This window comes from Ornithinimicrobium avium, assembly GCF_003351765.1.
Lineage (GTDB): Bacteria > Actinomycetota > Actinomycetes > Actinomycetales > Dermatophilaceae > Ornithinicoccus > Ornithinicoccus avius.
Genome location: NZ_CP031229.1, coordinates 3,886,716 through 3,909,236, shown reverse-complemented (window position 1 = coordinate 3,909,236; position 22,521 = coordinate 3,886,716). Strand labels below are relative to the sequence as shown.

The 22,521-nt window shown below is 73.3% G+C and carries 19 protein-coding genes; 6 read left to right on the top strand and 13 right to left on the bottom strand.

All coding sequences use genetic code 11. The annotated features are described in order from the left end of the window. Positions 1-508 precede the first annotated feature (508 nt). The 9 genes from DV701_RS18025 to DV701_RS17980 form a co-directional block, all read right to left on the bottom strand. Positions 509-1,333, bottom strand: a complete 825-nt coding sequence (locus tag DV701_RS18025) for a bifunctional allantoicase/(S)-ureidoglycine aminohydrolase (protein ID WP_114930429.1) — start codon at positions 1,331-1,333, stop codon at positions 509-511. Continuing rightward, positions 1,330-2,754 carry an allantoinase AllB gene (allB, locus tag DV701_RS18020; RefSeq protein WP_114930427.1) on the bottom strand — a complete coding sequence of 475 codons (1,425 nt, stop codon included), beginning with the start codon at positions 2,752-2,754 and terminating at the stop codon, positions 1,330-1,332. The genes DV701_RS18025 and allB overlap by 4 nt, the downstream gene beginning before the upstream one ends. Continuing rightward, the gene (locus tag DV701_RS18015; RefSeq protein ID WP_114930425.1) at positions 2,751-3,791 is read right to left on the bottom strand and encodes a zinc-binding dehydrogenase; all 1,041 of its coding nucleotides are present in this window, start codon (positions 3,789-3,791) and stop codon (positions 2,751-2,753) included. Before DV701_RS18015 ends, allB begins: the two co-directional genes overlap by 4 nt. Positions 3,792-3,880: 89 nt before the next feature. Continuing rightward, complete coding sequence (locus tag DV701_RS18010; RefSeq protein WP_228255113.1) at positions 3,881-4,348, bottom strand: helix-turn-helix domain-containing protein; 468 nt, start codon at positions 4,346-4,348, stop codon at positions 3,881-3,883. 116 nt (positions 4,349-4,464) lie between these two features. Continuing rightward, positions 4,465-4,785: a hydroxyisourate hydrolase gene (gene uraH / locus DV701_RS18000; RefSeq protein WP_114930418.1), complete on the bottom strand. Its 321-nt coding sequence runs from the start codon at positions 4,783-4,785 to the stop codon at positions 4,465-4,467. Between the two features lie 3 nt (positions 4,786-4,788). Continuing rightward, positions 4,789-5,277 (bottom strand): 2-oxo-4-hydroxy-4-carboxy-5-ureidoimidazoline decarboxylase, encoded by a 489-nt coding sequence (gene uraD, locus DV701_RS17995; protein ID WP_114930416.1) that lies wholly within the window; start codon positions 5,275-5,277, stop codon positions 4,789-4,791. A 12-nt stretch (positions 5,278-5,289) separates the two neighbouring features. Then, a complete protein-coding gene (gene pucL / locus DV701_RS17990; RefSeq protein ID WP_114930414.1) occupies positions 5,290-6,198 on the bottom strand; it encodes a factor-independent urate hydroxylase in 909 nt (302 codons plus the stop codon). A 59-nt stretch (positions 6,199-6,257) separates the two neighbouring features. Next, the gene (locus DV701_RS17985; RefSeq protein WP_202863581.1) at positions 6,258-7,544 is read right to left on the bottom strand and encodes a DUF6986 family protein; all 1,287 of its coding nucleotides are present in this window, start codon (positions 7,542-7,544) and stop codon (positions 6,258-6,260) included. 10 nt (positions 7,545-7,554) lie between these two features. Continuing rightward, entirely contained in the window at positions 7,555-10,194 is a 2,640-nt protein-coding gene (locus DV701_RS17980; RefSeq protein WP_114931361.1) for an FtsK/SpoIIIE family DNA translocase, read from the bottom strand. A gap of 380 nt (positions 10,195-10,574) precedes the next feature. On the opposite strand from DV701_RS17980, the gene DV701_RS17975 reads away from it, so the two are divergent. Continuing rightward, on the top strand, positions 10,575-10,979 hold the full coding sequence (locus DV701_RS17975; protein ID WP_114930412.1) for a 2TM domain-containing protein: 405 nt from the start codon (positions 10,575-10,577) through the stop codon (positions 10,977-10,979). 19 nt (positions 10,980-10,998) lie between these two features. On the opposite strand, the gene DV701_RS17970 is transcribed toward DV701_RS17975, so the two are convergent. After that, positions 10,999-12,684 carry a ribonuclease J gene (locus DV701_RS17970; RefSeq protein WP_114930410.1) on the bottom strand — a complete coding sequence of 562 codons (1,686 nt, stop codon included), beginning with the start codon at positions 12,682-12,684 and terminating at the stop codon, positions 10,999-11,001. Between the two features lie 160 nt (positions 12,685-12,844). On the opposite strand from DV701_RS17970, the gene DV701_RS17965 reads away from it, so the two are divergent. The 3 genes from DV701_RS17965 to DV701_RS17955 are packed head-to-tail and all read left to right on the top strand — an operon-like array spanning position 12,845 to position 15,110. Next, complete coding sequence (locus DV701_RS17965; RefSeq protein ID WP_114930409.1) at positions 12,845-13,666, top strand: thymidylate synthase; 822 nt, start codon at positions 12,845-12,847, stop codon at positions 13,664-13,666. Next, positions 13,663-14,619 carry a dihydrofolate reductase gene (locus DV701_RS17960; protein WP_114930408.1) on the top strand — a complete coding sequence of 319 codons (957 nt, stop codon included), beginning with the start codon at positions 13,663-13,665 and terminating at the stop codon, positions 14,617-14,619. The genes DV701_RS17965 and DV701_RS17960 overlap by 4 nt, the downstream gene beginning before the upstream one ends. Further along, positions 14,616-15,110, top strand: coding sequence for a hypothetical protein (locus DV701_RS17955; RefSeq protein ID WP_114930407.1), 495 nt, complete (start codon positions 14,616-14,618; stop codon positions 15,108-15,110). The genes DV701_RS17960 and DV701_RS17955 overlap by 4 nt, the downstream gene beginning before the upstream one ends. A gap of 13 nt (positions 15,111-15,123) precedes the next feature. Here the strand turns inward: DV701_RS17955 and DV701_RS17950 are convergent, their stop codons facing one another. Together DV701_RS17950 and DV701_RS17945 are read right to left on the bottom strand one after the other, a co-directional pair. Beyond that, positions 15,124-16,149, bottom strand: a complete 1,026-nt coding sequence (locus DV701_RS17950) for an L-idonate 5-dehydrogenase (protein ID WP_114930405.1) — start codon at positions 16,147-16,149, stop codon at positions 15,124-15,126. Between the two features lie 45 nt (positions 16,150-16,194). Further along, positions 16,195-17,613 carry an Nramp family divalent metal transporter gene (locus DV701_RS17945; RefSeq protein ID WP_114930403.1) on the bottom strand — a complete coding sequence of 473 codons (1,419 nt, stop codon included), beginning with the start codon at positions 17,611-17,613 and terminating at the stop codon, positions 16,195-16,197. A 105-nt stretch (positions 17,614-17,718) separates the two neighbouring features. On the opposite strand from DV701_RS17945, the gene DV701_RS17940 reads away from it, so the two are divergent. Further along, positions 17,719-19,656 (top strand): alpha/beta hydrolase family protein, encoded by a 1,938-nt coding sequence (locus DV701_RS17940; RefSeq protein ID WP_114930401.1) that lies wholly within the window; start codon positions 17,719-17,721, stop codon positions 19,654-19,656. Beyond that, positions 19,653-20,915: a threonine/serine exporter family protein gene (locus tag DV701_RS17935; RefSeq protein ID WP_162803115.1), complete on the top strand. Its 1,263-nt coding sequence runs from the start codon at positions 19,653-19,655 to the stop codon at positions 20,913-20,915. The genes DV701_RS17940 and DV701_RS17935 overlap by 4 nt, the downstream gene beginning before the upstream one ends. A gap of 9 nt (positions 20,916-20,924) precedes the next feature. Here the strand turns inward: DV701_RS17935 and DV701_RS17930 are convergent, their stop codons facing one another. Further along, positions 20,925-22,514, bottom strand: coding sequence for an acyl-CoA carboxylase subunit beta (locus DV701_RS17930; RefSeq protein ID WP_114930397.1), 1,590 nt, complete (start codon positions 22,512-22,514; stop codon positions 20,925-20,927). Positions 22,515-22,521: the final 7 nt, after the last annotated feature.

The window sequence follows — 22,521 nt, the reverse complement described above, 5'->3', positions numbered from 1 at the left end:
GGGACCTCCCGCCCGGGCCTGCCGGACGGGCGCATGGTTGGTGGTGCCGCGAGGGCGCCGGTTGTCCATGCCGAACGACGCCCTTGCCCTGGTGATCTGCCCCACGTTACCTTCCCACCCGCCCAGCGGGCCGGACTCGACACTCCGGCCGTCGACCGGCCATGGCCCGACGCTCGGGCTCCCGCCCCTCGCGGCATCGCCCTCACGCCGATCCGCGCCCTCGCGCGATCCGTCCCGGCGACGCGCCCGGCAGCAGCGGCCACAGCGTTCACGTGAACGCTGCGGCCGGTCGGCACCGGCGTGTCCTCGGCACGGATCGTCCGCGCGTGTGCCGACCGGCGTGCACACCTGGGCCGTTCCGCCCACCCCATGTCTGCTACCTGCGCTCCTGGCAGGACCCACCCGGTTCTGCACGCCGACCGGCACAGCAGCGGACCGTCGCGAGCAGCGCCGCGGCACGAGACGTGGCGACGGTCCTCGTCAGTACGTCAGGTCGCGACGGTCCTCGTCAGTACGCCAGCGTGGCGTGCCGGTTGACGTCCTTGTAGAGCAGGTACCGGAACCGTCCCGGCCCGCCGGCGTAGCAGGCCTGAGGGCAGAACGCCCGCAGCCACATGAAGTCACCCGCCTCGACCTCGACCCAGTCCTCGTTGAGCAGGTAGACCGCCTTGCCCTCGAGCACGTAGAGCCCGTGCTCCATGACGTGCGTCTCGGGGAAGGTGATCGCCCCACCGGGCTGGAAGGTCACGATGTTGACGTGCATGTCGTGCCGCACGTCGGTCGGGTCGACGAACCGCTGCGTCCTCCAGGCACCGTCCGTCCCCGGCATCTCCACCGCCTCGACGTCGGCCTCCCGGGTGACGAACGCCTCCGGCGCCTCGACCCCGTCGACCGGTTCGTAAGCCTTGCGGATCCAGTGGAAGGTCGCCACCTCGGCTCCGCGGTTGCGCAGCATCCAGTCCGCACCCGGTGGCAGGTAGGCGTAGCCGCCCGCCTCCAGCTCGTGCTCCTCCTCCGCGATCGTCAGCGTGACGGCCCCGCCCACGACGAAGAGCACCGCCTCGGCGCGCGGGTCGACCTCGGTTCGTCCGGGTTGGCTTCCCCCGCCCGGGGCGACCTCGACGACATACTGCGAGAAGGTCTCGGCGAAGCCGCTCAGCGGCCGCGCGAGCACCCACAGCCGCGTGCCCTCCCAGTGCGGCAGGGCGCTGGTGACGATGTCGGTCATCGTGCCGTGCGGCAGGACCGCGTAGGCCTGGGTGAACCGCGCACGGTTCGTCGTCAGCTGGGTCTGCGGCGGCAGCCCCCCCGGTGGGGTCGCGTAGGTGCTCATGCCTGTCCTCTCTGCAGCAGCCGCCCGTGGGGCGGTGCGTCGTCGGTCACGGGTATGCCGCGCAGCCAGGTCCGGCGAACCTCGCCGCTCAGGCGGTGGCCGTCGTAGGCGCACACGGGGTTCCTGTGGAGCAGCGCCGAGACGTCGACGTCCCACTCCTGCTCGGGGGCGAAGGCGACGAGGTCGGCGTCGGCGCCCGCCTCGATCCGGCCCTTGGTGGTCAGCCCGACCCGGTCGGCGGGCGCGGTCGCCATCCACCGCACCGCGTCGCTCAGCGGTATGCCGCGGCGACGCGCCTGCGTCCAGACGACCGGCAGGCCCAGCTGCAGGGAGGAGATGCCGCCCCAGGCGGTGCCGAAGTCGCCGGTATCCAGGTGCTTGAGATCGGCGGTAGAGGGCGAGTGGTCGGAGACGACCATGTCCACGTCACCGGCGGCGAGCGCCTCCCATAGCCGGTCCTGGTTGGCGCGGTCGCGGATCGGCGGGCAGCACTTGAACTGCGTCGCGCCGGAGGGGACCTCCTCAGCGGCGAGCGTCAGGTAGTGGGGGCAGGTCTCGGCCGTGAGGTCCAGGCCCTCCTCGCGGGCGGCCCGCAGGAGCGGGACGGCGCCCGCGGCGGACAGGTGCAGGACGTGCGCGCGACCCCCGGTGCGCCGCGTCTGCTCGACCACGCGCTGCACGGCGACGGTCTCGGCGGAGATCGGCCGCGAGGCGAGGAACGCGTCGTAGGACAGCGGGGTCACCGGCGCCGCGGGCGTCGGCTCTGGTCCGACGACGGGGGCGTGCGCGTCGAGGTCGTCGGCGTCCTCGGCGTGCACGATCATCAGCGCACCCAGCCTGGCCGTCTCCTCCATCGCGCTGGCGAACTGGCCGGCGTCGAGGTGCGGGAACTCCTCGACGCCGGAGTCGGCGAGGAAGCACTTGAAGCCGAGGACGCCCGCCTCGTGCAGCGTCTCGAGGTCGCCGAGGTGGTCGGGGACGGCCCCGCCCCAAAAGCCCACGTCCACGTGCACCTGGTCCCGGGCGACGTCCTGCTTCTCCCGCAGCGCGGCGACCGTGACGGTCGAGGGGATGCTGTTGAGAGGCATGTCGACGATCGTCGTCACCCCGCCGGCGGCGGCCGCGCGGGTGGCCGTGGCGAAGCCCTCCCACTCGGTGCGGCCGGGCTCGTTGACGTGGACGTGGGTGTCGACCAGACCGGGCAGCAGCACCTCGTCGTCGGCGAGCTCCACGACCTGGGTCGCGAGACTGTCGACCCCCGCGCCGGTGGCGGGGTCCTGCGGGTCCCACTCCTGGACCCACACGATCCTTCCCTCGCGCACGCCGACGACCGCGGGCCGCTCGGCACCGTCCACGACGGCCCGGCGTGCGCGGACCACCAGGTCGAGGGGGGCGCCGTCCTGCCCCGGACCGCGGCTCATGCGCGGGGGTCGATCATCGTCATGCCCGCCACGGTCGCACGGTCGAACGTCGGCAGCATCCCGGCGGCCTCGTCCAGCCCGACGGTGCGCTCCACCAGCCGCTGCGGCTGCAGCCTGCCCTGCTCGATGAGCTCCATCATGCCCGGGTAGTCGACCGCGGCCATGCCGTGGCTGCCGAGCACGTCCAGCTCCCAGCCGATGACCCGCGCCATCGGCACCCGCGGCAGGCCGTCGACGGGCGGAAGCAGTCCTACCTGAACGTGCCGGCCCCGCCTGCGCAGGCTGTGTATGGCGTCCGCGCAGGTCTGCTCGCTGCCCACCGCGTCGACCGCCACGTGGGTGCCCCCTCCGGTGAGCTCCACGACCGCGGCAGGGACGTCGCGGCCGTCGGCGAGGAGGGTGTGCTCGGCGCCGAGGGACGACGCCACCGCCAGGGCCGCCGCGTGACGGTCCACGGCCACCACCCTCGCCCCGAGGGCACGGGCGACCATGACCGCGCTCAGCCCGACCCCGCCGGCGCCGACGACCGTCACCCACTCGTCCTCAGCCAGGCGCGCCCGGGCGACGAGGGCGCGGTAGGCGGTGGCGAACCGGCAGCCCAGGCTGGCCGCCGTGGCGAAATCGACCGAGGCGGGGACCGCGACCAGGTTGGTGTCGGCGGCGTGCAGCGCCACCTGCTCCGCGAACGAGCCCCAGTGGGTGAACCCGGGCTGCTCCTGGTGCGGGCACACCTGTGCCGCTCCGGCCAGGCACCACTCGCACTCGCCGCACCCGCACACGAACGGGACGGTCACCCGGTCCCCGACCTTCCACCGCTGCACGCCGGCCCCGACCTCGGACACCACGCCGGCCAGCTCGTGGCCGGGGACGTGCGGGAAGGACACGTCGTCGTCGTGGCCGGCCCAGGCGTGCCAGTCGCTGCGGCACAGGCCGGTCGCCATCACCCGGACCACCACCCCTGCAGCGGGTGCCGACGGCGCGGGCACCTCCCGGACCATAGGGAGGGCTCGGGCAGCTTCGACGACAACGGCACGCACCCACGCATCATCCCAGCCGCGACAGCCGGTCGTCGGAAGGCGGGCTCGGGGCCCGGCAGCCGCGACAGGCGGACGGCGGGAGTGCGCGGTCACGAGGACGTCCGGTGATCCCCGACGGGTCGGCGCATGCGGACGAGCATCGCGGCCGAGGGCGTCACGATGCCGCTGCGGTAGGTCGAGAGCCGGGAGGCTGACGTGCCGATCCGCTCGGCGAAGGCGGACGAGGTGAGCCCGGAGCGGTCGACGAGCTCGACCTCGGGGGCCACCTCCGCGCGCTCCGAACGGGCAGCCTCCTCGCGCGCGGACGCCACCGCGCGCTCCAGGAGCGGGGCGAGCCCCCGCGGCCGGTCGTGCGTCAGGTAGTCACCGACCCGGCGGGCCACCGGTCCCCACGGGTCACGGCGGATCTCCCTGGTCAGCAGGGCCCAGTCGGAGACGAGCCCGCGTTCGAGGACGGTGACGATCGCCTCGTAGGGCCACTCTCGCACCGGTGTCCCGGCAGGGACGTCGACGAGCTGCGTCGTGACCCGCGGGTCCTTCGGCTGTGGATCCGCCACCTTCTGGAGCGTCAGGGAGCGGCGAGCTCGCTCGGACGCTCGTGACCCAGCCCCCGGAGGCCTCGACGGCTTCCAGCACCTGGGCATAGCGGTCGGCGAGGTACGCGAGGAGCCGGTCAGCTGCCCCGGTAGGTCGAGTAGCCGAACGGGTTGAGCAGCAACGGCACGTGGTAGTGCGCGGCGTCGCCTACGGTGAAGGTCACCGTGACGCTCGGGTAGAAGCCCTCCTGACGTGTGGCCGCGTGGTAGTCGCCCGTGGCGAACGTCAGCACGTGGTCTCCCGGCGCCAGCTCGGGCCCGAGCGGGCTGACCCGCCCGTCGGTGTCGGTCGCCCCCTCGCCGAGAAGCTCTCCGTCGGCGGTGCGGAGGGTGACGCGGACGCCCTGCGCCGGCCGGCCGAGCGCCGTGTCGAGGACGTGCGTGGACAGGGTGGCCATTTCTCAGACCGCCTCCTCGAGCCGCAGCAGCGCGATCTGGCGCAGGTTGTCGAGCACCTCGGCCCGCTCGACGTCGTCGTCGTTGCCGAGCCGCCGGTCCAGCTCGGCGAGGATCTGCGGCGCCGACCGCCCGGCCGCGCAGATCAGGAAGACGCGGCCGAAGCGGCGCTCGTAGGCCGCGTTGCCGGCGGCCAGACGGGCCGCCGTGTCGCCCTCCGCGGGCTCGACGCCGGCCTGCTCGCGCGCGGAGGCCTCGGCGTTGTGGCCGGCGCCCGCCCGCTCGCCGATCCTCGGGTGGCCCGCCAGCGCGGCGTCCACCTCCGGCGGCGTGAGGTCGCGGGCCGCCAGGTCTGCGGTCGCGAGCAGGGCGTCGCGGTCGCCGTAGGGACGCCCGGCGAGCACCTCCTCGACCCAGCGGTCGACGGCGAGGCACCCGCGCAGCAGCTCGCGGGCCTGCGCGTCGGGGAGGGTGTCCAGCGTGGGTGCGGTCATCGCGGCAGCTCCTCAGACGAACCCCGGCACGGCGGTCCACGCCTGGCCGGGCTCGTCGGCGTCGTCGCGGGTCACCGTCGCCTCGATGAGGCCGTAGGGCCGGTCGGCGGCGTGGAAGACCTCGCCGTCGTTCTCGACCCCGAACCGCCCCAGGTCGTAGTCGAAGTGGTGCTTGTTCGGCGCGGAGAAGCGGATCTCGGCGATCTGCGGGTGCGCCTCGAGCACCGCGCTGCCCATCGCGAAGAGCGTCTCCTGCAGCGCCCGGCTGTAGGTCGTGGCGAAGGTCGACAGCAGCACGGAGCGCACCGCGGCGTAGGCCTCGTCGAGGTCGACTCCCTCGGTGTCCGACCACCGCCACCGCGCGGTCAGCGCGGTCGCCATCACGCGGTCGTCGGTCTCCGCCAGCGTCGTGTAGCGGTCCTTGAGGAAGCCGCGGAACTCCGAGCCGGTCGACTTGAGCACGACGAGGTCGGTCAGCCCGGAGAGCACCCAGCACCGCTGACCCTCCCCACGGCCGTCGACCGTGACCACCGTGGTCCGCGTCTCGGTCCCGCGCCGCACGAAGCTGTGGTCGTGCCCCGCGCCGTCGACGGGTATGCGGTCCCACGCGTACTCCTGCACCTGCACCTGCGCGCCGCTCGCGGCGGGCACGGCGTCCACGAGGTGGCGGGCGAGCGCGACGGCATACTCCTCGGGGGAGGAGATCCCGACCTCCTTGGCGAGGGCGAACGCGGTGTTCTTCTGGGAGTCGGTGGGCAGCACGTCGGCCTGGTCGCCCTGCGTGTGCGCGCGGGAGAAGTCGCCGCGCAGCGCCGTGGAGACGTTGAGGTCGCGGATCTCGTGCCGCTGCGTGTCCCGCACGATCCGCACGATGCGGTTCTCCGCCTTGCCGTACTGGTTGCTGCCGAGCACGATGCCCATGACGTCGGCCTCCTTCGGTCGCGTCCCGACACGATAGTGCGCGCCGGCCCCCGGCGGGGTCAGCCGCGGCGCGGACGGGCCAGCGCGAGCAGCTCGTCCACGGGCACGCCGGCCAGGTCGTCGACCTCCTGCGGCAGCAGCGCCCCGCAGTCCAGGCCCCGGACCAGCAGGTCCGACAGCGCCCGCGCCGTGGCCGGCTCGTCCGCCACCGCCCCCCCGACCCCGTCCAGGTAGGCCCGCAGCCGTGCCCCGGCGGCGGGCGCGTGCTCGCGGTAGAAGACGTAGGTGGCCCCGAAGCGGCTCGGCAGCTGCGCGGGGTGCAGGTCCCAGCCCTGGTAGTAGCCGCGCTCCAGCGCGCGGCGCACCAGCTCGGTGTGCACGACCCACGCGGTGCGCACCTGCTCCGGCGAGCCGACCGGCAGCACGTTGGTCGAGCCGTCCGAGAGCCGCACGCCGGTCCCGGCGGCGGCCGCCTGCATGACCAGCTTGGCGTGGTCGGCCACCGGGTGGTCGGCGGCCTGGAAGGGGGCGGGTATGCCGCAGAAGGCCGAGTAGTCGTAGGTGCCGTAGTGCAGGGCGCTGACCCGGCCCTGGCCGGCGTGGATCATCGGCGCGACCAGCGCCGTGCCGTCCGGGCCCAGCACCGACTGGGGCGTCTCGACCTGGATCTCGAAGCGCAGCCGGCCCCCGGGCAGCCCGAGAGCGTCCTCGACGCGCCCGCAGGCGAGCACCATCGCCTCCACCTGGGCCACGCTGGTCACCTTGGGCAGGGTGACGACGAAGCCCTCGAGGTGCCCTCCTGCCTCGAGCAGGGTGGCCAGGAAGCCGGTGAGGCTGCGCACGCAGCGCGCGCGGGTGGGTGCCTCCAGGCTCTTGACCCGGATGCCGGTGAACGGCGGTGCCTGTCCCTCGCACTGGGCGCGGGCCAGGCCGGTCGCGGCGGCCCGGACGTGCGCGTCCTCCTCGTCGTCGGGCCGCTGCCCGTAGCCGTCCTCGAGGTCGATGCGCAGGTCCTCGACCGGCTCGCGGTCCAGCTTGGCGCCGACCAGCGGCAGCACGTCCTCGGCGCGGCGGCCGAGCAGGCCGGCCAGCAGGGGCTCGTGCCCGTCGAGCGCGGCGCGGGCCTGCTGCCCCCACCGGGGCAGCAGGCCGGCGTCGAAGGCGTCCGCCGGCACGTAGACGGTGTGCACCGGCTGTCGTCCGCGCAGATCGCCCGGGAAGCGGGCGAGGAGATCCTCGTCGGCGGGGCGCAGCAGCGCGTCGAGCTCGGCCGTGAGGGTCGTGGCCAGGTTCGAGGGTGAGGACGGGTCGGAGGATGGTGAGGAGGGGTCGGAGGAGGACGACATACCAGGGAATCTAGTCGCGTCCGGTGAGGTCCCAGGCGTCCTGGGAGACCTCGTCCTCCTCGTCGTGCACGTAGCTGCCCGAGATCGGGTCGTTGTCGTAGCGAGGGTCGCCCCCGGCCGGGGGGACGTAGGCGTCCTCGTCCGTCGGGACCACCTCGGAGGGGTCGGCGTCGAACGGGGCGGTGTCGATCTCCGGTTCCGGGTGCGCCGGCGGCTCGTGCCCCTGGAGCAGCGCGAGGGTCTCCCCGAGGTCGTCGGGCCGGACGAGCACGTCGCGGGCCTTGGACCCCTCGGAGGGTCCGACGATCCCGCGCGACTCCATCAGGTCCATCAGCCGGCCGGCCTTGGCGAAGCCGACCCGCAGCTTGCGCTGGAGCATCGAGGTGGAGCCGAACTGGGTCGTGATGACCTGCTCGGCGGCCTGCAGCAGCAGGTCGAGGTCGTCGCCGATGTCCTCGTCGATCTGCTTCTTGGCCGGTGCGGCGAGGACCTCCTCGACGTAGGTCGGCTTGAGCTCGCCGGTGACGTGCTTGACGACGTCGTGGATCTCCGACTCCCCGACCCAGGCACCCTGGACGCGCATCGTCTTGGAGGCCCCCATCGGCAGGAAGAGCGCGTCACCCTGGCCGATGAGCTTCTCGGCGCCCGGCTGGTCCAGGACGACCCGGCTGTCGGCCAGCGAGGAGGTCGCGAACGCCATCCGCGAGGGCACGTTGGCCTTGATCAGGCCGGTCACCACGTCCACCGACGGGCGCTGGGTGGCCAGCACCAGGTGGATGCCGGCCGCACGCGCCAGCTGGGTGATGCGCACCACCGACTCCTCGACGTCGCGCGGGGCGACCATCATCAGGTCCGCGAGCTCGTCGACGACGACGAGCAGGTAGGGGTAGGGGTGCATGACGCGCTCTGACCCCGGGGGCGGGGTGACCTTGCCGGCGCGGATCGCCTTGTTGAAGTCGTCGATGTGCTTGTAGCCGAAGGCGGACAGGTCGTCGTAGCGGTGGTCCATCTCCTTGACCACCCAGGCGAGGGCCTCCGCGGCCTTCTTGGGGTTGGTGATGATCGGGGTGATCAGGTGCGGGATGCCCTCGTAGGCGGTCAGCTCCACCCGCTTGGGGTCGACCAGGATGAGCCGGACCTCGTCGGGGGTGGACCGCATCAGGATCGAGGTGATCATCGAGTTGACGAAGCTCGACTTGCCCGATCCGGTGGCGCCCGCGACCAGCAGGTGCGGCATCTTGGCCAGGTTGGCGATGACGTAGCCGCCCTCGACGTCCTTGCCCACGCCCATCACCATCGGGTGGGTGTTGTTGCGCGCCGCCTGGGAGCGCAGCACGTCGCCGAGGTTGACGTTCTCGCGGTCGGTGTTGGGGATCTCCACGCCGACGGCCGACTTGCCGGGGATCGGGGAGAGGATGCGCACGTCGGCCGAGGCGACCGCGTAGGCGATGTTCCTGGACAGCGCGGTGATCCGCTCGACCTTGACGCCGGGGCCGAGCTCGACCTCGTAGCGGGTGACGGTCGGGCCGCGCATGAACCCGGTGACCTGGGCGTCGATGTTGAAGTCCTCGATGACGCCGGTCAGGGCGTCCACGACGCGGTCGTTGGCCTCCGAGCGCTCCTTGTGCGGGGCGCCGGCCTTGAGCAGGGCGGAGTCCGGGAGCGTGTAGGTCACGTCCCCGGCCAGCTGGAGCTGCTCGACGCGCTGGGGCAGCTGGGTGGTGGGCGGCGGCGTGAGGTCGGCCTTGGAGCTCTTCGCCGCGGCGATCGCCTGCTCGGCGGCGCTGGGCGGCTTGGGCCGTTTCTCCCCGGGGCGCAGGGCCGGGATCTCCTCGGTGGCGTCGCCGCTCGCCTGGGTCGAGCTCGCTGCGCGGGTATGCCGTCCAGCGGCGCTGGTGGCTGCGGGCGCCCCGCCGGCGGGGTCCGGGTCGGGCCGGTCCGCGGCGCGGCCCCCGCGCCGTGGCGCCGACCCGGCCCGCAGCGAGCGGCCGTCCTTGCCCCGCTCCACCTGGGCGGCCTGCTCGAAGGCGATGTCTCCGTCCCGTTCGTCCAGGTCGGCACGTCGGCGCCGGGACCGGCGCGGGAGGACCTCGCCGGTCACGGGGTCGATCTGCTCGAAGCGCTCGGAGTCGAAGAGCTGGTGCTCGACCTCGCGCAGCCGGTCGGGGATGCGGTGCACCGGGGTGCGGGTGAGCACGAGGAAGCCGAAGAGCCCGAGGACACCGAGCACCAGGTAGGCCCCCGTCGCGGTGATCGCCGAGGCGGGGACGGCCGAGGCGATGAAGCCGAGCACGCCGCCGGAGGACTCCATGGCGCCCTGGCCCTCGGCGTAGTCGGGGGCCCCGGCGACCAGGTGGGTGATGCCCGCCGCGGAGAGCAGCAGCGCCGCCGTGCCGATGGTCATCCGGTGGGTCGCCTGGCTCTCGTCGGGCCGGCGGAACATGCGCACGGAGAAGAAGAGCAGGACCAGCGGCAGCACGAGGGCCACCCGGCCGAAGGTGCCGGCGACGACGGTGTGCACGATGTCGCCGAAGAGCCCGTCCAGGTGCCACCACTCGCGCAGCGCCACGATCACCGCGAGCAGCAGCAGCACGAATCCGGCGGCGTCGCGCCGGTGCTCGGGCTCCAGGTCGCGTGCCGTCTCGCTCATCGCCCGGACCGTGCCGCCGGTCGCCCCGGCGATCCCCCGCATCGCCCGGCCCGGCAGCGAGCCGGTCGACCCGCCGCGCGAGGTGCCGGAGGAGCCGCCCCGCGTCCCCGACGTGGGGGCGCGGCGAGCGGGCGCCTTGGCCGACGCGGCGCGGCCCGCAGGGCCGGTCCCGCGGCCGCGGGTCGCGCCGGAGCGGGCGCGGTTGGGGGAGGTCGCAGACGTGGCCACCACAGCACCGTACGCCACGTTCCCTCCAGCACCACGCGTCACACGCTGGGAAGCCGCTGATCGCGACCCCCCGCGGGCGCGCGTGCCACCCCGGGGCGGCGGCGTCCGTGAGATGCTAGGACTCCGCATACCCGAGCGTCCAGGGGGACCCGATGACCCAGCCGAACGGCGAGGCCGCCGAGCCCGAGGGCCCGCCCCCGCTCCCGTCCTGGCGGGCGCCGGCACCCTCCGCGGATCCGGCCGCCGACCCGGAGCTGCGCGCGAAGGCGCTGAAGCACCTGGAGGAGAAGAAGGCCTTCCGGATCCACCTGACCACCTACGTGGTGATCATGGGCTTCCTCGTGGCGATCTGGCTGATCACCGGCATGGGCTACTTCTGGCCCATCTGGCCGATGATGGGCTGGGGCATCGGCCTGGCGCTGCACGGCGCCTCGCTGCGCTGGGACAGGGACCCGACCGAGGAGCAGGTCGCCGAGCAGGCCCGTCGCCTCGCCGGCCGGCGTGGGGGCCCCGGCCCTGGGCCGGGAGGCCTGGAGGGCCCGCAGGACACCGTCTGAGCCGACGCCCACGCCCGGGTCAGGCGTCGACGACGACCGGGATGATCATCGGGCGGCGGCGCAGCTTGCTGCCGACGAAGCTGCCGACCGTGCGCCGGATCACCTGCTGCAGCTGGTGGCTGTCCTGGACGCCGTTCTGGCGTGCCTCCTCCAGGGCCGCGACGAGCGTGGGCCGCACCCGCTCGAAGACGTCCTCGCCCTCGGCGAAGCCCCGGGTCTGGATCTCCGGCCCGGCCGCGATGGCCCCGGTCGAGGCGTCGCGCACCACGATGATCGTGACGAAACCCTCGTCGCGCAGGATCCGGCGGTCCTTGAGCATCGTCTCGTCCGCGGCGCCGACCAGGGAGCCGTCCACGTAGACGTAGCCGACGTCGACCACCCCGGCGACCCTGGCCCTCCCGTCGACGAGGTCGACGACGACGCCGTCCTCGGCGACGACGACGTTCTCGCGCGGCACGCCGGTGGCCACGGCCAGGTCGGCGTTGGCGACCATGTGCCGCCACTCGCCGTGCACCGGGAGCACGTTGCGGGGACGGACGATGTTGTAGCAGTAGAGGAGCTCGCCGGCGCTGGCGTGGCCGGAGACGTGGACGAGGGCGTTCTCCTTGTGCACGAGGGTGGCGCCCAGCCGGGTGAGGCCGTTGATGACGCGGTAGACGGCGTTCTCGTTGCCTGGGATGAGCGAGGAGGCCATGAGCACGGTGTCGCCGGGCCCGACCTCGATCTTGTGGTCGCCGTTGGCCATCCGGGACAGGGCCGCCATCGGCTCGCCCTGGGAGCCCGTGCAGATGAGCACCTGCTGGTCGTCCGGCAGCTGGGTGAGCCGGCCGAGGTCGACGAGGATGCCGTCGGGCACGTGCAGGTAGCCCAGGTCGGCCGCGATGCCCATGTTGCGGATCATCGAGCGCCCGACCATCGCCACCTTGCGGCCGGAGGCCTCGGCGGCGTCGAGGACCTGCTGGACGCGGTGGACGTGCGAGCTGAAGCAGGCCACGACGATCCGGCGCCCCGCCTGGTGGAAGACCCGCTCGATCGCCGGGGCGATCTGGCGCTCGGGCGTGGTGAACCCCGGGATGTGGGCGTTGGTGGAGTCGGTCATGAACAGGTCCACGCCCTCCTCCCCCAGCCGGGCGAAGGCGCGCAGGTCGGTGATCCTCCCGTCCAGCGGCAGCTGGTCCATCTTGAAGTCGCCGGTGTGCAGGATCGTGCCGCCGGAGGTCCGCACGAAGACCGCGAGCGCGTCCGGGATCGAGTGGTTGACCGCGATGAACTCGCAGTCGAAGGGTCCGAGCACCTCGCGTCGACCCTCGGCGACACCGAGCGTCAGCGGCCTGATCTTGTGCTCCTTGAGCTTGGCCTCGACGAGGGCCAGCGTCAGCTGCGAGCCGATCAGCGGGATGTCGCGCTTGAGCCGCAGCAGGTAGGGCACGGCCCCGATGTGGTCCTCGTGGCCGTGGGTCAGGACCACGGCGACGACGTCGTCGAGGCGGTCCTCGATCGGCCCGAAGTCGGGCAGGATCAGGTCGACGCCGGGGTGGTGGTCCTCGGGGAAGAGCACCCCGCAGTCGATGATGAGCAGCTTGCCGCGGTGCTCGATCACGGCCATGTTCCGACCGACCTCGCCCAGTCCGCCGAGTGCGGTCACACGAACGCCCCCGTCCGGGAGGGGGCCGGGGGCGGTCAGCTCGGGGTGGGGATGACTCATGCGGGCAGGATATCCCTCACGTGAAAGACCGCACTGCTGCCCGCTCGGGGGGTCCAGGCAGCAGTGCGGTCACGGGTTACATCGGAGCCGGGAGGAAAATGTTACGCAAGAGTCATGTGACGTGCCTCACACACCGGGGCCGCCTACTAGGCTTCGGGCCATGCAGCAATATCTGGACCTCCTCCGACGCATCCGGACCGAGGGCGTGGAGAAGGGTGACCGCACCGGCACCGGGACGCTGTCGGTCTTCGGTCACCAGATGCGCTTCGACCTCACCCAGGGCTTCCCGGCGCTGACCACCAAGCGGCTGCACCTGCGGTCGGTGATCGGTGAGCTGCTGTGGTTCCTGCGCGGCGACACCAACGTGCGCTGGCTCCAGGAGCGCAGGATCTCGATCTGGGACGAGTGGGCCGACGAGCACGGCGACCTGGGGCCGGTCTACGGGCACCAGTGGCGCTCCTGGCCCACGCCGTCCGGGGAGAGCATCGACCAGATCGACCGGCTGATCACCGGACTGCGCACCGACCCCGACTCGCGCCGGCACATCGTCTCGGCGTGGAACGTCGCCGACGTCGACCAGATGGCGCTGCCCCCGTGCCACACGATGTTCCAGTTCTACGTCGCCCCGCCGGCGGCGGACGACGAGGACCGGCGCGGCTGGCTGTCCTGCCAGCTCTACCAGCGCAGCGCCGACACCTTCCTGGGCGTGCCCTTCAACATCGCCAGCTACGCGCTGCTCACGCACATGGTCGCCCAGGTCACCGACCTGCGCCCCAAGGACTTCGTGCACACCCTCGGCGACGCCCACCTCTACCTCAACCACCTCGAGCAGGCCGAGGAGCAGCTGACCCGCACGCCCGGGCTGCTGCCGACGCTCTGGCTCGACCCGCAGGTCCGCGAGATCGACGCCTTCGAGCTGGAGGACGTGGAGGTGCGCGACTACGTCGCCGCCCCCACCATCAAGGCCCCGATCGCGGTATGACGCCGCGCGCCACCCCCACCACCGACCGTTTCCAGGTGGTCCCGGCCGCCTACGTCGCGCTGGTCCGGGACGGGAAGGACGGCCCGCAGGTGCTGCTCCAGCTCCGGCGCGGCACCGGCTTCATGGACGGACGGTGGGCCTGCGGCGCCGCGGGGCACGTGGAGCTCGGCGAGAGCGCGACGCAGGCCGCGGTCCGCGAGGCGGCCGAGGAGCTGGGCGTCACGCTCGACCCGGCCGCGCTGGACTACGTCGCGACCCTGCACCGCACCGTGGCGGTCCACCAGCCCATCGAGGAGCGCGTCGACCTGTTCTTCGCGGCGAGGACCTGGGAGGGCCGGCCCGCCGCCCTCGAGGGCGACAAGGCCGCCGACCTGCGCTGGTGGCCCCTGGACGCCCTGCCCGAGCTGCTCGTCCCCCACGAGCGCCAGGCCCTGGACGTGCTGGCTGCCGGAGCGGCCCCCCGGCTGCTCACCCGCGGCTTCGGGCAGACCCTCACCCTGGTCGCCGCCGTCGGACGCAACGGCGTCATCGGCGACGGCTCGACGATGCCGTGGCACCTGCCGGCGGACCTGCGCTTCTTCAAGGAGACGACCCTCGGCGGCACGATGCTCATGGGACGTGGCACGTGGGACTCGATCGGGCGCGCGCTCCCCGGCCGCCGCACCATCGTCGTCACCCGGCGGCCGGACTGGTCCGCACCGGGCGCCGAGGTCGCGCACTCGATCGCCGAGGCGCTCGCGCTCGCCGGCGACGAAGAGGTCTACGTCGTGGGCGGGGGGCAGGTCTACGCGCAGACCGTCGACCACGCCAGCCGCCTGGTCCTCACCGAGGTCGACCTCGAGCCCGCGGGCACGACCCGGTTCCCCGAGGTCGACCGGCAGGTCTGGCAGGAGGTCTCGCGCGTGCCCGGCGAGCCTCCGGTGGACGCGTGGGTCACCTGGGAACGGCGATGACCCGGCAGGAGGTACCCGCGGCGCGCGGGCTGGACTGGCGCTACGTGATGGTCGGCCTGCTCGTGGGCGTCGCGGTGTGCTCGGTCACCGGCGCGGTGGCGGGCGTGATCGCCGCGGTCGGCGGCGGGTCCGGCCAGACCGGTGCCGAGGGCGCCGCCGCTGCCGGGGCCGTGATCGCGTCGGGGCTGGCCGGACTGATCATCGGCGCGGCCCTGGGCGGCGTGCTCGGCTCGCTCTCCGGCGTCGTCACGACCCTGGCCGTGGGCAGGCGCACCGACCCCGGGCGGGTGGCGGTGCGGGCCGCGCTCGCCGTCGGCCTGACCTACCTCGTGGTGCTCGCGGGGCTGGCGGCGCTGGACTACGGCCGCGGGTGGGCGGCGCCCTCGGTCACGGACTGGGTCGGCGTGCTGGTGCCCGCGGTGGCCGCGGCGCTCCTCGCCGGGCGGGCCGCCCGCGACGTGCCGGAGCCCGCCGGTCCCCCGACGACCTGACGTCCCCGGACGGTCAGGAGAGCTTCAGCATCACCTTGCTGGAACCGGTGCTGCGGTCGGCGGCGACCCGGAAGGCCTCGACCGCGTCCGCCAGAGCGAACTCGTGCGTCATCAACGGGCTGACGTCGACGACGCCGTCCATCAGCGCGACCGCCTCGGAGATCTCGTCGACGAACCGGTAGGAGCCGCGGTAGTCGATCTCGCGGGTGACGATGTTGCCCAGTGCCGCGCTCACCTCGCCGCCGGGCAGGTTGCCGACCTGGACCAGGACGCCCCCGCGGCGCACCGCCGCGATGACGCCGCCGAGGGCCCGGGGTGCGCCGGAGGCCTCGATGGCGACCTCCACGTCCCTCGGCAGCTCCTCCCCGTCGGCCACCCGCACGAGCGTGTCGGCACCGAGGCGCCCGGCGATCTCCAGGGCCGCGCCGGACAGGTCTGCGGCGTAGACGTGGGCGGCACCGGCCGCCCTGGCGGCGGCGACCGCGAGCGCGCCGATCGGGCCGCACCCGTTGACCAGGACCGAGCGGCCGGTCACCTCGCCGGCCCGCCGCACGGCGTGGATCGCGACCCCGAACGGCTCGGCGACCGCGCCCTCCTTGGTGCTGACGCCCTCGGGCAACGCCCGCAGCTGGTCCGCACGGACGGTGCGCAGGGCGCTGAACCCTCCCTGCTCGTGCGGCCGGAAGGCGGCCGAGCCGAAGTAGCGGACCTGCGGCCACAGGTTGGTCCGGCCAGCCAGCTCCTCGGCGACGACGTGGTCGCCGACGAGGGTGGCCGGGTGCACGGTGACCCGCTGGCCCACCTCCACGCCCTCGACCTCCGCGCCGACCTCGGCGATGTGACCGGCCACCTCGTGACCGAGCACGAGCGGGTCCTTCAGGACGGCGGTGCCGGAGACTCCGTGGAGCACGTAGGCGACGTCCGAGCCGCAGATGCCGCCCCACTCCATCGCGACGACGACCTCGCCCGGACCGCACACCGGGTCCAGCACCTCCTCCACGCGCAGGTCGTTCGGGCCGTGGACGACGACGGCGAGCATCGTGGTGGTTCCTTCCGGGACGGGTGGGCCGGGCGGGCCCGCTGGCTAGAGGAAGTCGACGAGCGAGAGGACGCCGACGGCGAAGATGGCCAGCGCGGAGATGACGAGCAGCACCATGAACGCGGTGCCGTCCTTGACGCGCGGGTCGGTCTGGGTCCAGGACAGGTAGAGCGTGGCGACCGCGACTCCCATCAGGAAGAGGGCGTTGAGGATGCCGGCGATGATGACCAGCGCCAGCGGCGACTGGACGAGCACGGCGAGGATGCCCCAGGTGATCGGCAGGATCACCATGATGACCCGCATCCAGCGGTCCCGTCTCTCCATGTCGGCCCAGTCGAAGGCCCCGAAGACCGACAGCGTGTTGGCGACCTGCCGGCCGAGGCTGGGGACGTTGGCGATGATCGTCTTGAACAGGGCGACCCCGGCCCCGACGAGGAAGAGCACCGCGCCCCACTCCCCGACGGCGCCGGAGAAGATGCCGGAGATGACCTCCATGACCTCGGTGCCCTGCGGCTCCAGGCCCTGGGGGTGCAGGACGGCCGCGCCGAGCATGTAGAAGGCCACGGTCGAGATCGTGTAGATGACCCAGGCCACCCACGCGTCGACCTTCATCACCCGGATCCAGCCGCGGGCCCGCTGCACCCACGCCTCCGAGCCGTCGTTAGGCCCGGTCCAGGCGGCATACCCCTTCTCCACCACCCAGTAGGTGTAGGCGGTGATCTCGCCCGCGCCCACGCCGGTCATCCCGAACATCGCCAGCGCCACGCCCATCCCGCCGGCCGCGACCTCGAAGCGCAGCCCGCCGCCGAGGTCGCCCATGCTCCAGGCGAGCTCGGTGAACTGGACCATGAAGACCATGAAGACCGCGAACGCGGTGACCAGGCCGACGAGGATCGTGGACAGGTTCTCCACGACGTCGTAGCGGTTGGCGATGTGGATGCCGATCACGACCACCACCAGGATGACCACCCAGATACCGATCGAGGTGGCCGCGAAGGGGTCGCCGCCGATCGGCATCAGCATCGAGAAGGCGAGCGCGGACCCGCCGATGACGCCGGCCTGGCCGATGAGGAACTGCAGGAACATCAGCAGCACCAGCCACGCGACCCAGCCGCGCCCGGCGATCTTGGGGGGCACGTCGGCATACCCGCTGATCGCCGGTCTGCCGGTGGAGATGGACCAGCGTGCCAGCTCGACCTGCACCCAGACCTTGACGAAGGTGGAGACGAAGACGAGCCAGAAGAGGAGAAAGCCGACCCGGGCCCCCAGGGTGGTGGCGGTGAGCAGCTCGCCGGAGCCGACGACCGCGGCGCTGGTGATCATCCCGGGGCCGAGGAACCTCAGGCTGCCCCTCAGTCCGGTGGGCGGCTCCTGCACGTTCGCCGGGTCGAGCAGGTAGGGGTCCTCGTGCGCCGCGAAGGTGGTCCTCGCCTCGTGCTCGTGGCGGGCGGTCTTCTCGCTCATCCGTCTGCTCCTTGGCCGGGATGCCGGGCACTGGTTGGCGCGACCCTACTCCACTGCGGGCGCCGTGTCGCAGGACGCAGCGGCGAGGCGGATAGGCTCACGCGGGTGCAGCCTGCCGACCTGACCAAGATCCGCACCCTGTCCTCCCCGACCGTGCACCCCGACGGCCGTTCGGTCGTCTTCGACGTGGCCCGGCCCGACGTGGGCGACAACCGCTACCGGACCAGCCTGTGGCGGCTGCGCCTCACCGCCGAGGGCGCCGCGGACGGGCAGCCCGTACGGCTGACCCGGGGCACCCGCGACGCCGGCCCGGTCCACTCCCCCGACGGGACACGCGTGGCCTTCCTGCGCGCCGGCGAGGACGGCCCGCCGCAGCTGCACGTCCTACCCGCCGGAGGCGGCGACGCGCGCCGCCTCACCGACCGCAGGCTGGGGGTGGGCGCGTTCGCCTGGTCCCCGGACGGCACGAGCATCGCGTATGCCGCGCGCGTCCCGGAGGAGGGGCGCTACGGCACGGACGAGACGGTGAAGCCGGACCAGGAGGCGCCGCGGCTGATCGAGCACAGCGCCTACCTGTCCGACGGGCTGGGCTACCTCCTGGACCGCCCGAGCAAGATCTTCGTCCTCGACCTCGGCGGCCTCCCCGCGGACGACGCCGAGGAGGCGGACGCCGTCCCGGAGAGCCGGCAGCTGACCAGCGGCCCCGGAGACGACGGCTCCCCCGTGTGGCTCGACGGCGACCGCGTCGGCTTCATCGCCTCCCGCGACCGGCGGGGCGCCTGGCGACCGGACACCCTCGTCCGCGACCTGTGCTCGGTCGACCTGCGTGGCAAGGGCTTCCGCCGGCACACCGACGGCACCGGGTCGGTCGGCAGCGTGAGTGTGGTCGGCGGCACCGTGGTCTACGGCGCGAGCGACCTCGGCCGCAGCGGGCAGGACTTCGTGGCGCGCAACCCGGTGCTGCTCCGGCTCGACGCCCCGGGCACGCCGCTGACCGACGCCGAGACCGACCATCTCTCCTGCCCGCCGGCGACGGACGCCCACGGCGCCCTGGTCGCGGCCTTCGAGGACCGGGGGGACACCGTCGTGCGCGACGTGGAGAGCGGCAAGGTGCTGCTCGACGGCCACGTCAGCGTGACCGGCCTGTCCGTCGGCGGCGGGGTGGTTGCGGCGGTCGCGGGGACGCGCACGTCATACTCCGAGCTGTTCGTGGGGAAGGCGGGCGAGCGGCTCGAGCAGCTGACCGGCTTTGCCCGTCACCTCACCGGGACCGCGGCGCCGATCGCTCCCGAGGAGCTGGGGACGACGGCGAACGACGGCTATCCCGTCCACGGCTGGCTGTTCCGTCCGGCCGCCAAGGCACGCAGGAAGGCGGGACACCCCGTTGTCCTGATGATCCACGGCGGACCCTACACGCAGTACTCCGGCAACCTCTTCGACGAGGCGCAGGTGCTCGCCGGAGCCGGGTACGCCGTGGTGATGGGCAACCCGCGGGGCGGGTCCGGCTACGGCGCGGAGCACGGGCGGGCGGTCAAGGAGGCGATCGGGACCGTCGACGTCGCCGACCTGACCGCACTGCTCGACCACGCGCTGACGCTGCCCGGGCTCGACGGCACGCGGGTCGGCGTGCAGGGCGGGTCCTACGGCGGGCTGATGACGACCTGGCTGGTCGGGCACACCGACCGCTTCACCGCGGCGATCAGCGAGCGCGCGGTCAACGCGTGGGACTCCTTCGCCGGGACCTCCGACATCGGGTGGTTCTTCGGCGAGGAGTACGTCGGCGCCTTCGGGCACGAGCAGTCACCGCTGACCTGGGCCGACAACATCACGACGCCGACGATGGTCATCCACTCCGAGCGCGACTTCCGCTGCCCGCTGGAGCAGGGGCAGCGGCTGTTCGCCCGGCTGAGGCGCAACCGGGTGCCCACGAGGCTGCTCGTCTTTCCCGGCGAGGGCCACGAGCTCTCCCGTGCCGGCCAGCCGCGACACCGGGTGCAGCGCTTCGAGCACATCCTCCAGTGGTGGGGCGAGCACCTGCGGTGACCGACGACCGCGACCGCCAGCTGCTGGCCTGGCTCGGCGCCGGGCTGCTCGCCGGAGGGCTTCCCACGCAGGAGGTGGAGCAGGACCTCCGGTCCGTCGCGGCGGTGCTCGGGCACCCGCGGGCCCAGGTCGCCTGCCTGCCGCGCGGCGTCTGGGTCACGCTGGCCGCCGGACGGCCGACGACCTTCGAGGCGGTCGAGGGCGGGGTGCGCCTCGACCAGCTCTCGGACGTGTCGGCCGTCCTGGCCGGGATGCGCACCGGGAGCCTGGGCCCCGACGACGCGCTCGCCCGCTTGTCGACGCTGCGCGGGCAGCCGCACCGCTACGCCGTGCCCGGGGTGGTCGCCGGCGGGGTCCTCTCCGGGGTGGGCATCGCCCTCGTCCTCGCCCCGGCCTGGCCCTCGGTCGTGTTCGCGGCGCTGCTGGCGCCGGTGACCGTGGCCCTGATGCTCCTGTCCGCACGGAGCAGCACGGCGGCGACGCTGACGCCCCTCGTCGCCGCGTCCGTCAGCGCGCTCGCGGCGTTCTGGGCGGCGTCGGCCGGGCTGGTCGACGCACCGCTGTGGACCCTGGTCGCGCCGATCGCGGTGCTGCTGCCCGGTGCCACGATCGTCACGGGCCTGGTCGAGCTGGCCGCGGGCTCGATGGTCGCCGGCACCTCGCGGCTGGGCCGCGGGACGGTCCAGCTGCTGCTCTTCGCCCTCGGCGTGGGTGCCGCCGTGTCCTTCCTGCACGTGCCGCTGGAGAGCCTCGACCCGGCACGGCCGGTCGAGCTCGGCTGGTGGGCGCCCCTCCTCGGCGTCGCGGTGGTCACCGTCGCGATCTCGCTGATGGAGTCGCTGCGCCTCTCGCTCGTGCCGTGGGTGATGCTGACGGCGCTGGCGACCTACCTCGGGCAGCTCCTGGGGCAGACGCTCGCCGACAACAGGTGGGCCGGGGCGTTCGCGGGCGCGACCGTGGCCATCCTCGTCGCCACGGTGGTCGAGCTGGTCCGGCCGCAGCTGCCTCGCTCCGTGGTCTTCCTGCCCAGCTTCTGGCTGCTCGTCCCCGGGTCCTTCGGGCTCATCTCGGTCACCCAGCTCGAGGTCGGTCCCGAGGCGGCCTTCGCCGCGGTCGTCGAGGTGACGCTGGTGATCCTCGCGATCGCGCTCGGCGTCGTGGTCGGCGCCGCGCTGGCCCTGCCGGTGCGCCAGGCGGCCCGCCGGGTCGGGCTCGGGCACCTGGTCGGCCGGCTGCGAGGGGGCCGGAACGCCTCCTGAGCGGCCCGGTCAGACCGGCGGGATCGCCCGGTGCCGGGTGGAGAAGTGCCGGTCCCGCCGGGCGGCGTAGCGGAACCTGCGCGCGACCTCCGCACGCAGGTCCTCCGGCTCGACGACCGCGTCGATGACCAGGTCGGCAGCCAGGCGCTCGAGGTCGACGTCCTCCATGTACTCCGCGCGGCGCTCCTCGACGTAGGCGGCCCGCTCCGTCTCGTCCTCGATCGCCGCGATCTTGTTGGCGAAGACCGCGTTGACCGCCGCCTCCGGACCCATCACCGCGATCCGGGCCGTCGGCAGCGCGATCGTGGCGTCGGGGCCGAAGCCCGGTCCGCCCATCGCGTAGAGCCCGGCGCCGTAGGCCTTGCGCACCACGACGCACAGCTGGGGCACCGTCGCCTCGGACACCGCCGAGACCATCTTGGCGCCGTGCCGGATGATGCCACCGCGCTCGACCTCGCTGCCGATCATGAAGCCGGGGACGTCGGCCAGGTAGAGCAGCGGGATCCCGTAGGCGTCGCACAGCCAGATGAAGCGCGCGGCCTTGTCCGCGGAGTCGGTGAAGAGCACCCCGCCCTTGACCATCGAGTTGTTGGCCAGGATGCCCACGGTCTGCCCCTCGACCCGGCCCAGCCCGACGACGAGCTCGGGGGCGAAGAGCGGCTTGATCTCGAAGAAGCTGTCGGCGTCGACGACCCCGTCGATGACGTCGTGCACGTCGAAGGGCACCGACTCCGCCTCGGGCACCGTGTCCCGGCCCAGCGGCACGGCCGGCGCCTCGGCCAGGTAGGCCGGGGCCGGGTCGTGCCAGGTGTCCGGCAGGTAGGAGAACAGGTCCCTGGCCAGCCCGATGGCCTCCTCGTCGTCGGCGGCGAGCAGGTCGCCGACACCGGAGACCGTGCAGTGCATCCGCGCCCCGCCCATCTCCTCGAGGGTGACCTTCTCGCCCACGACCATCTCGGCCATCCGGGGGCTGCCGAGGTACATGGAGGCGTTGCCCTCGACCATGATGACGACGTCGGTGAAGCTGGGGATGTAGGCGCCGCCGGCCGCGCTCGGCCCGAACAGGCAGCAGATCTGGGGGACCTTGCCCGAGAGCGCCACCTGGTTGTGGAAGATCCGCCCGGCGCCGCGTCGCCCCGGGAACAGGTCGACCTGGTCGGTGATCCGCGCGCCGGCGGAGTCGACGAACCAGAAGAGCGGCAGCTCCTCGCGCAGCGCCGCCTCGGTGGCGCGGATCATCTTCTCCACCGTCCGCGCGCCCCAGGAGCCGGCCTTGACGGTCGGGTCGTTGGCCACGACGATCGCCGCGCGACCGTCGACCTCACCGCGTCCGGTGACGACGCCGTCCGCGGGCAGGCTGCCGGCGGTCGAGTTGGCGTAGCGCCCGTCCTCGACGAAGCTGCCCTCGTCGAAGAGCATCGCGATCCGGTCGCGGACGTACATCTTGCCCTGGCTGTCGAGCTTCGCGCGTCCCTTCTCCGTCGGCTCCGCCGAGGCTCGGTATGCCGCACCCAGCCGGGTCCGCAGGTCACCGACCCGCGGGTCGGGGTGGGGATTTCCTGCGGCGACAGACGCGCTCATCTTCTGCATACCTGTCATCGTGCCA

What these genes read in the sequence shown, in the direction of transcription:
- DV701_RS18025 (WP_114930429.1), bottom strand. Translation starts at nt 1,333, where the DNA reads ATGAGCACCTACGCGACCCCACCGGGGGGGCTGCCGCCGCAGACCCAG.
- allB (WP_114930427.1), bottom strand. Translation starts at nt 2,754, where the DNA reads ATGAGCCGCGGTCCGGGGCAGGACGGCGCCCCCCTCGACCTGGTGGTC.
- uraH (WP_114930418.1), bottom strand. Translation starts at nt 4,785, where the DNA reads ATGGCCACCCTGTCCACGCACGTCCTCGACACGGCGCTCGGCCGGCCG.
- uraD (WP_114930416.1), bottom strand. Translation starts at nt 5,277, where the DNA reads ATGACCGCACCCACGCTGGACACCCTCCCCGACGCGCAGGCCCGCGAG.
- pucL (WP_114930414.1), bottom strand. Translation starts at nt 6,198, where the DNA reads ATGGGCATCGTGCTCGGCAGCAACCAGTACGGCAAGGCGGAGAACCGC.
- DV701_RS17985 (WP_202863581.1), bottom strand. Translation starts at nt 7,544, where the DNA reads ATGTCGTCCTCCTCCGACCCCTCCTCACCATCCTCCGACCCGTCCTCA.
- DV701_RS17980 (WP_114931361.1), bottom strand. Translation starts at nt 10,194, where the DNA reads ATGAGCGAGACGGCACGCGACCTGGAGCCCGAGCACCGGCGCGACGCC.
- DV701_RS17975 (WP_114930412.1), top strand. Translation starts at nt 10,575, where the DNA reads ATGACCCAGCCGAACGGCGAGGCCGCCGAGCCCGAGGGCCCGCCCCCG.
- DV701_RS17970 (WP_114930410.1), bottom strand. Translation starts at nt 12,684, where the DNA reads ATGAGTCATCCCCACCCCGAGCTGACCGCCCCCGGCCCCCTCCCGGAC.
- DV701_RS17965 (WP_114930409.1), top strand. Translation starts at nt 12,845, where the DNA reads ATGCAGCAATATCTGGACCTCCTCCGACGCATCCGGACCGAGGGCGTG.
- DV701_RS17960 (WP_114930408.1), top strand. Translation starts at nt 13,663, where the DNA reads ATGACGCCGCGCGCCACCCCCACCACCGACCGTTTCCAGGTGGTCCCG.
- DV701_RS17955 (WP_114930407.1), top strand. Translation starts at nt 14,616, where the DNA reads ATGACCCGGCAGGAGGTACCCGCGGCGCGCGGGCTGGACTGGCGCTAC.
- DV701_RS17950 (WP_114930405.1), bottom strand. Translation starts at nt 16,149, where the DNA reads ATGCTCGCCGTCGTCGTCCACGGCCCGAACGACCTGCGCGTGGAGGAG.
- DV701_RS17945 (WP_114930403.1), bottom strand. Translation starts at nt 17,613, where the DNA reads ATGAGCGAGAAGACCGCCCGCCACGAGCACGAGGCGAGGACCACCTTC.
- DV701_RS17930 (WP_114930397.1), bottom strand. Translation starts at nt 22,514, where the DNA reads ATGACAGGTATGCAGAAGATGAGCGCGTCTGTCGCCGCAGGAAATCCC.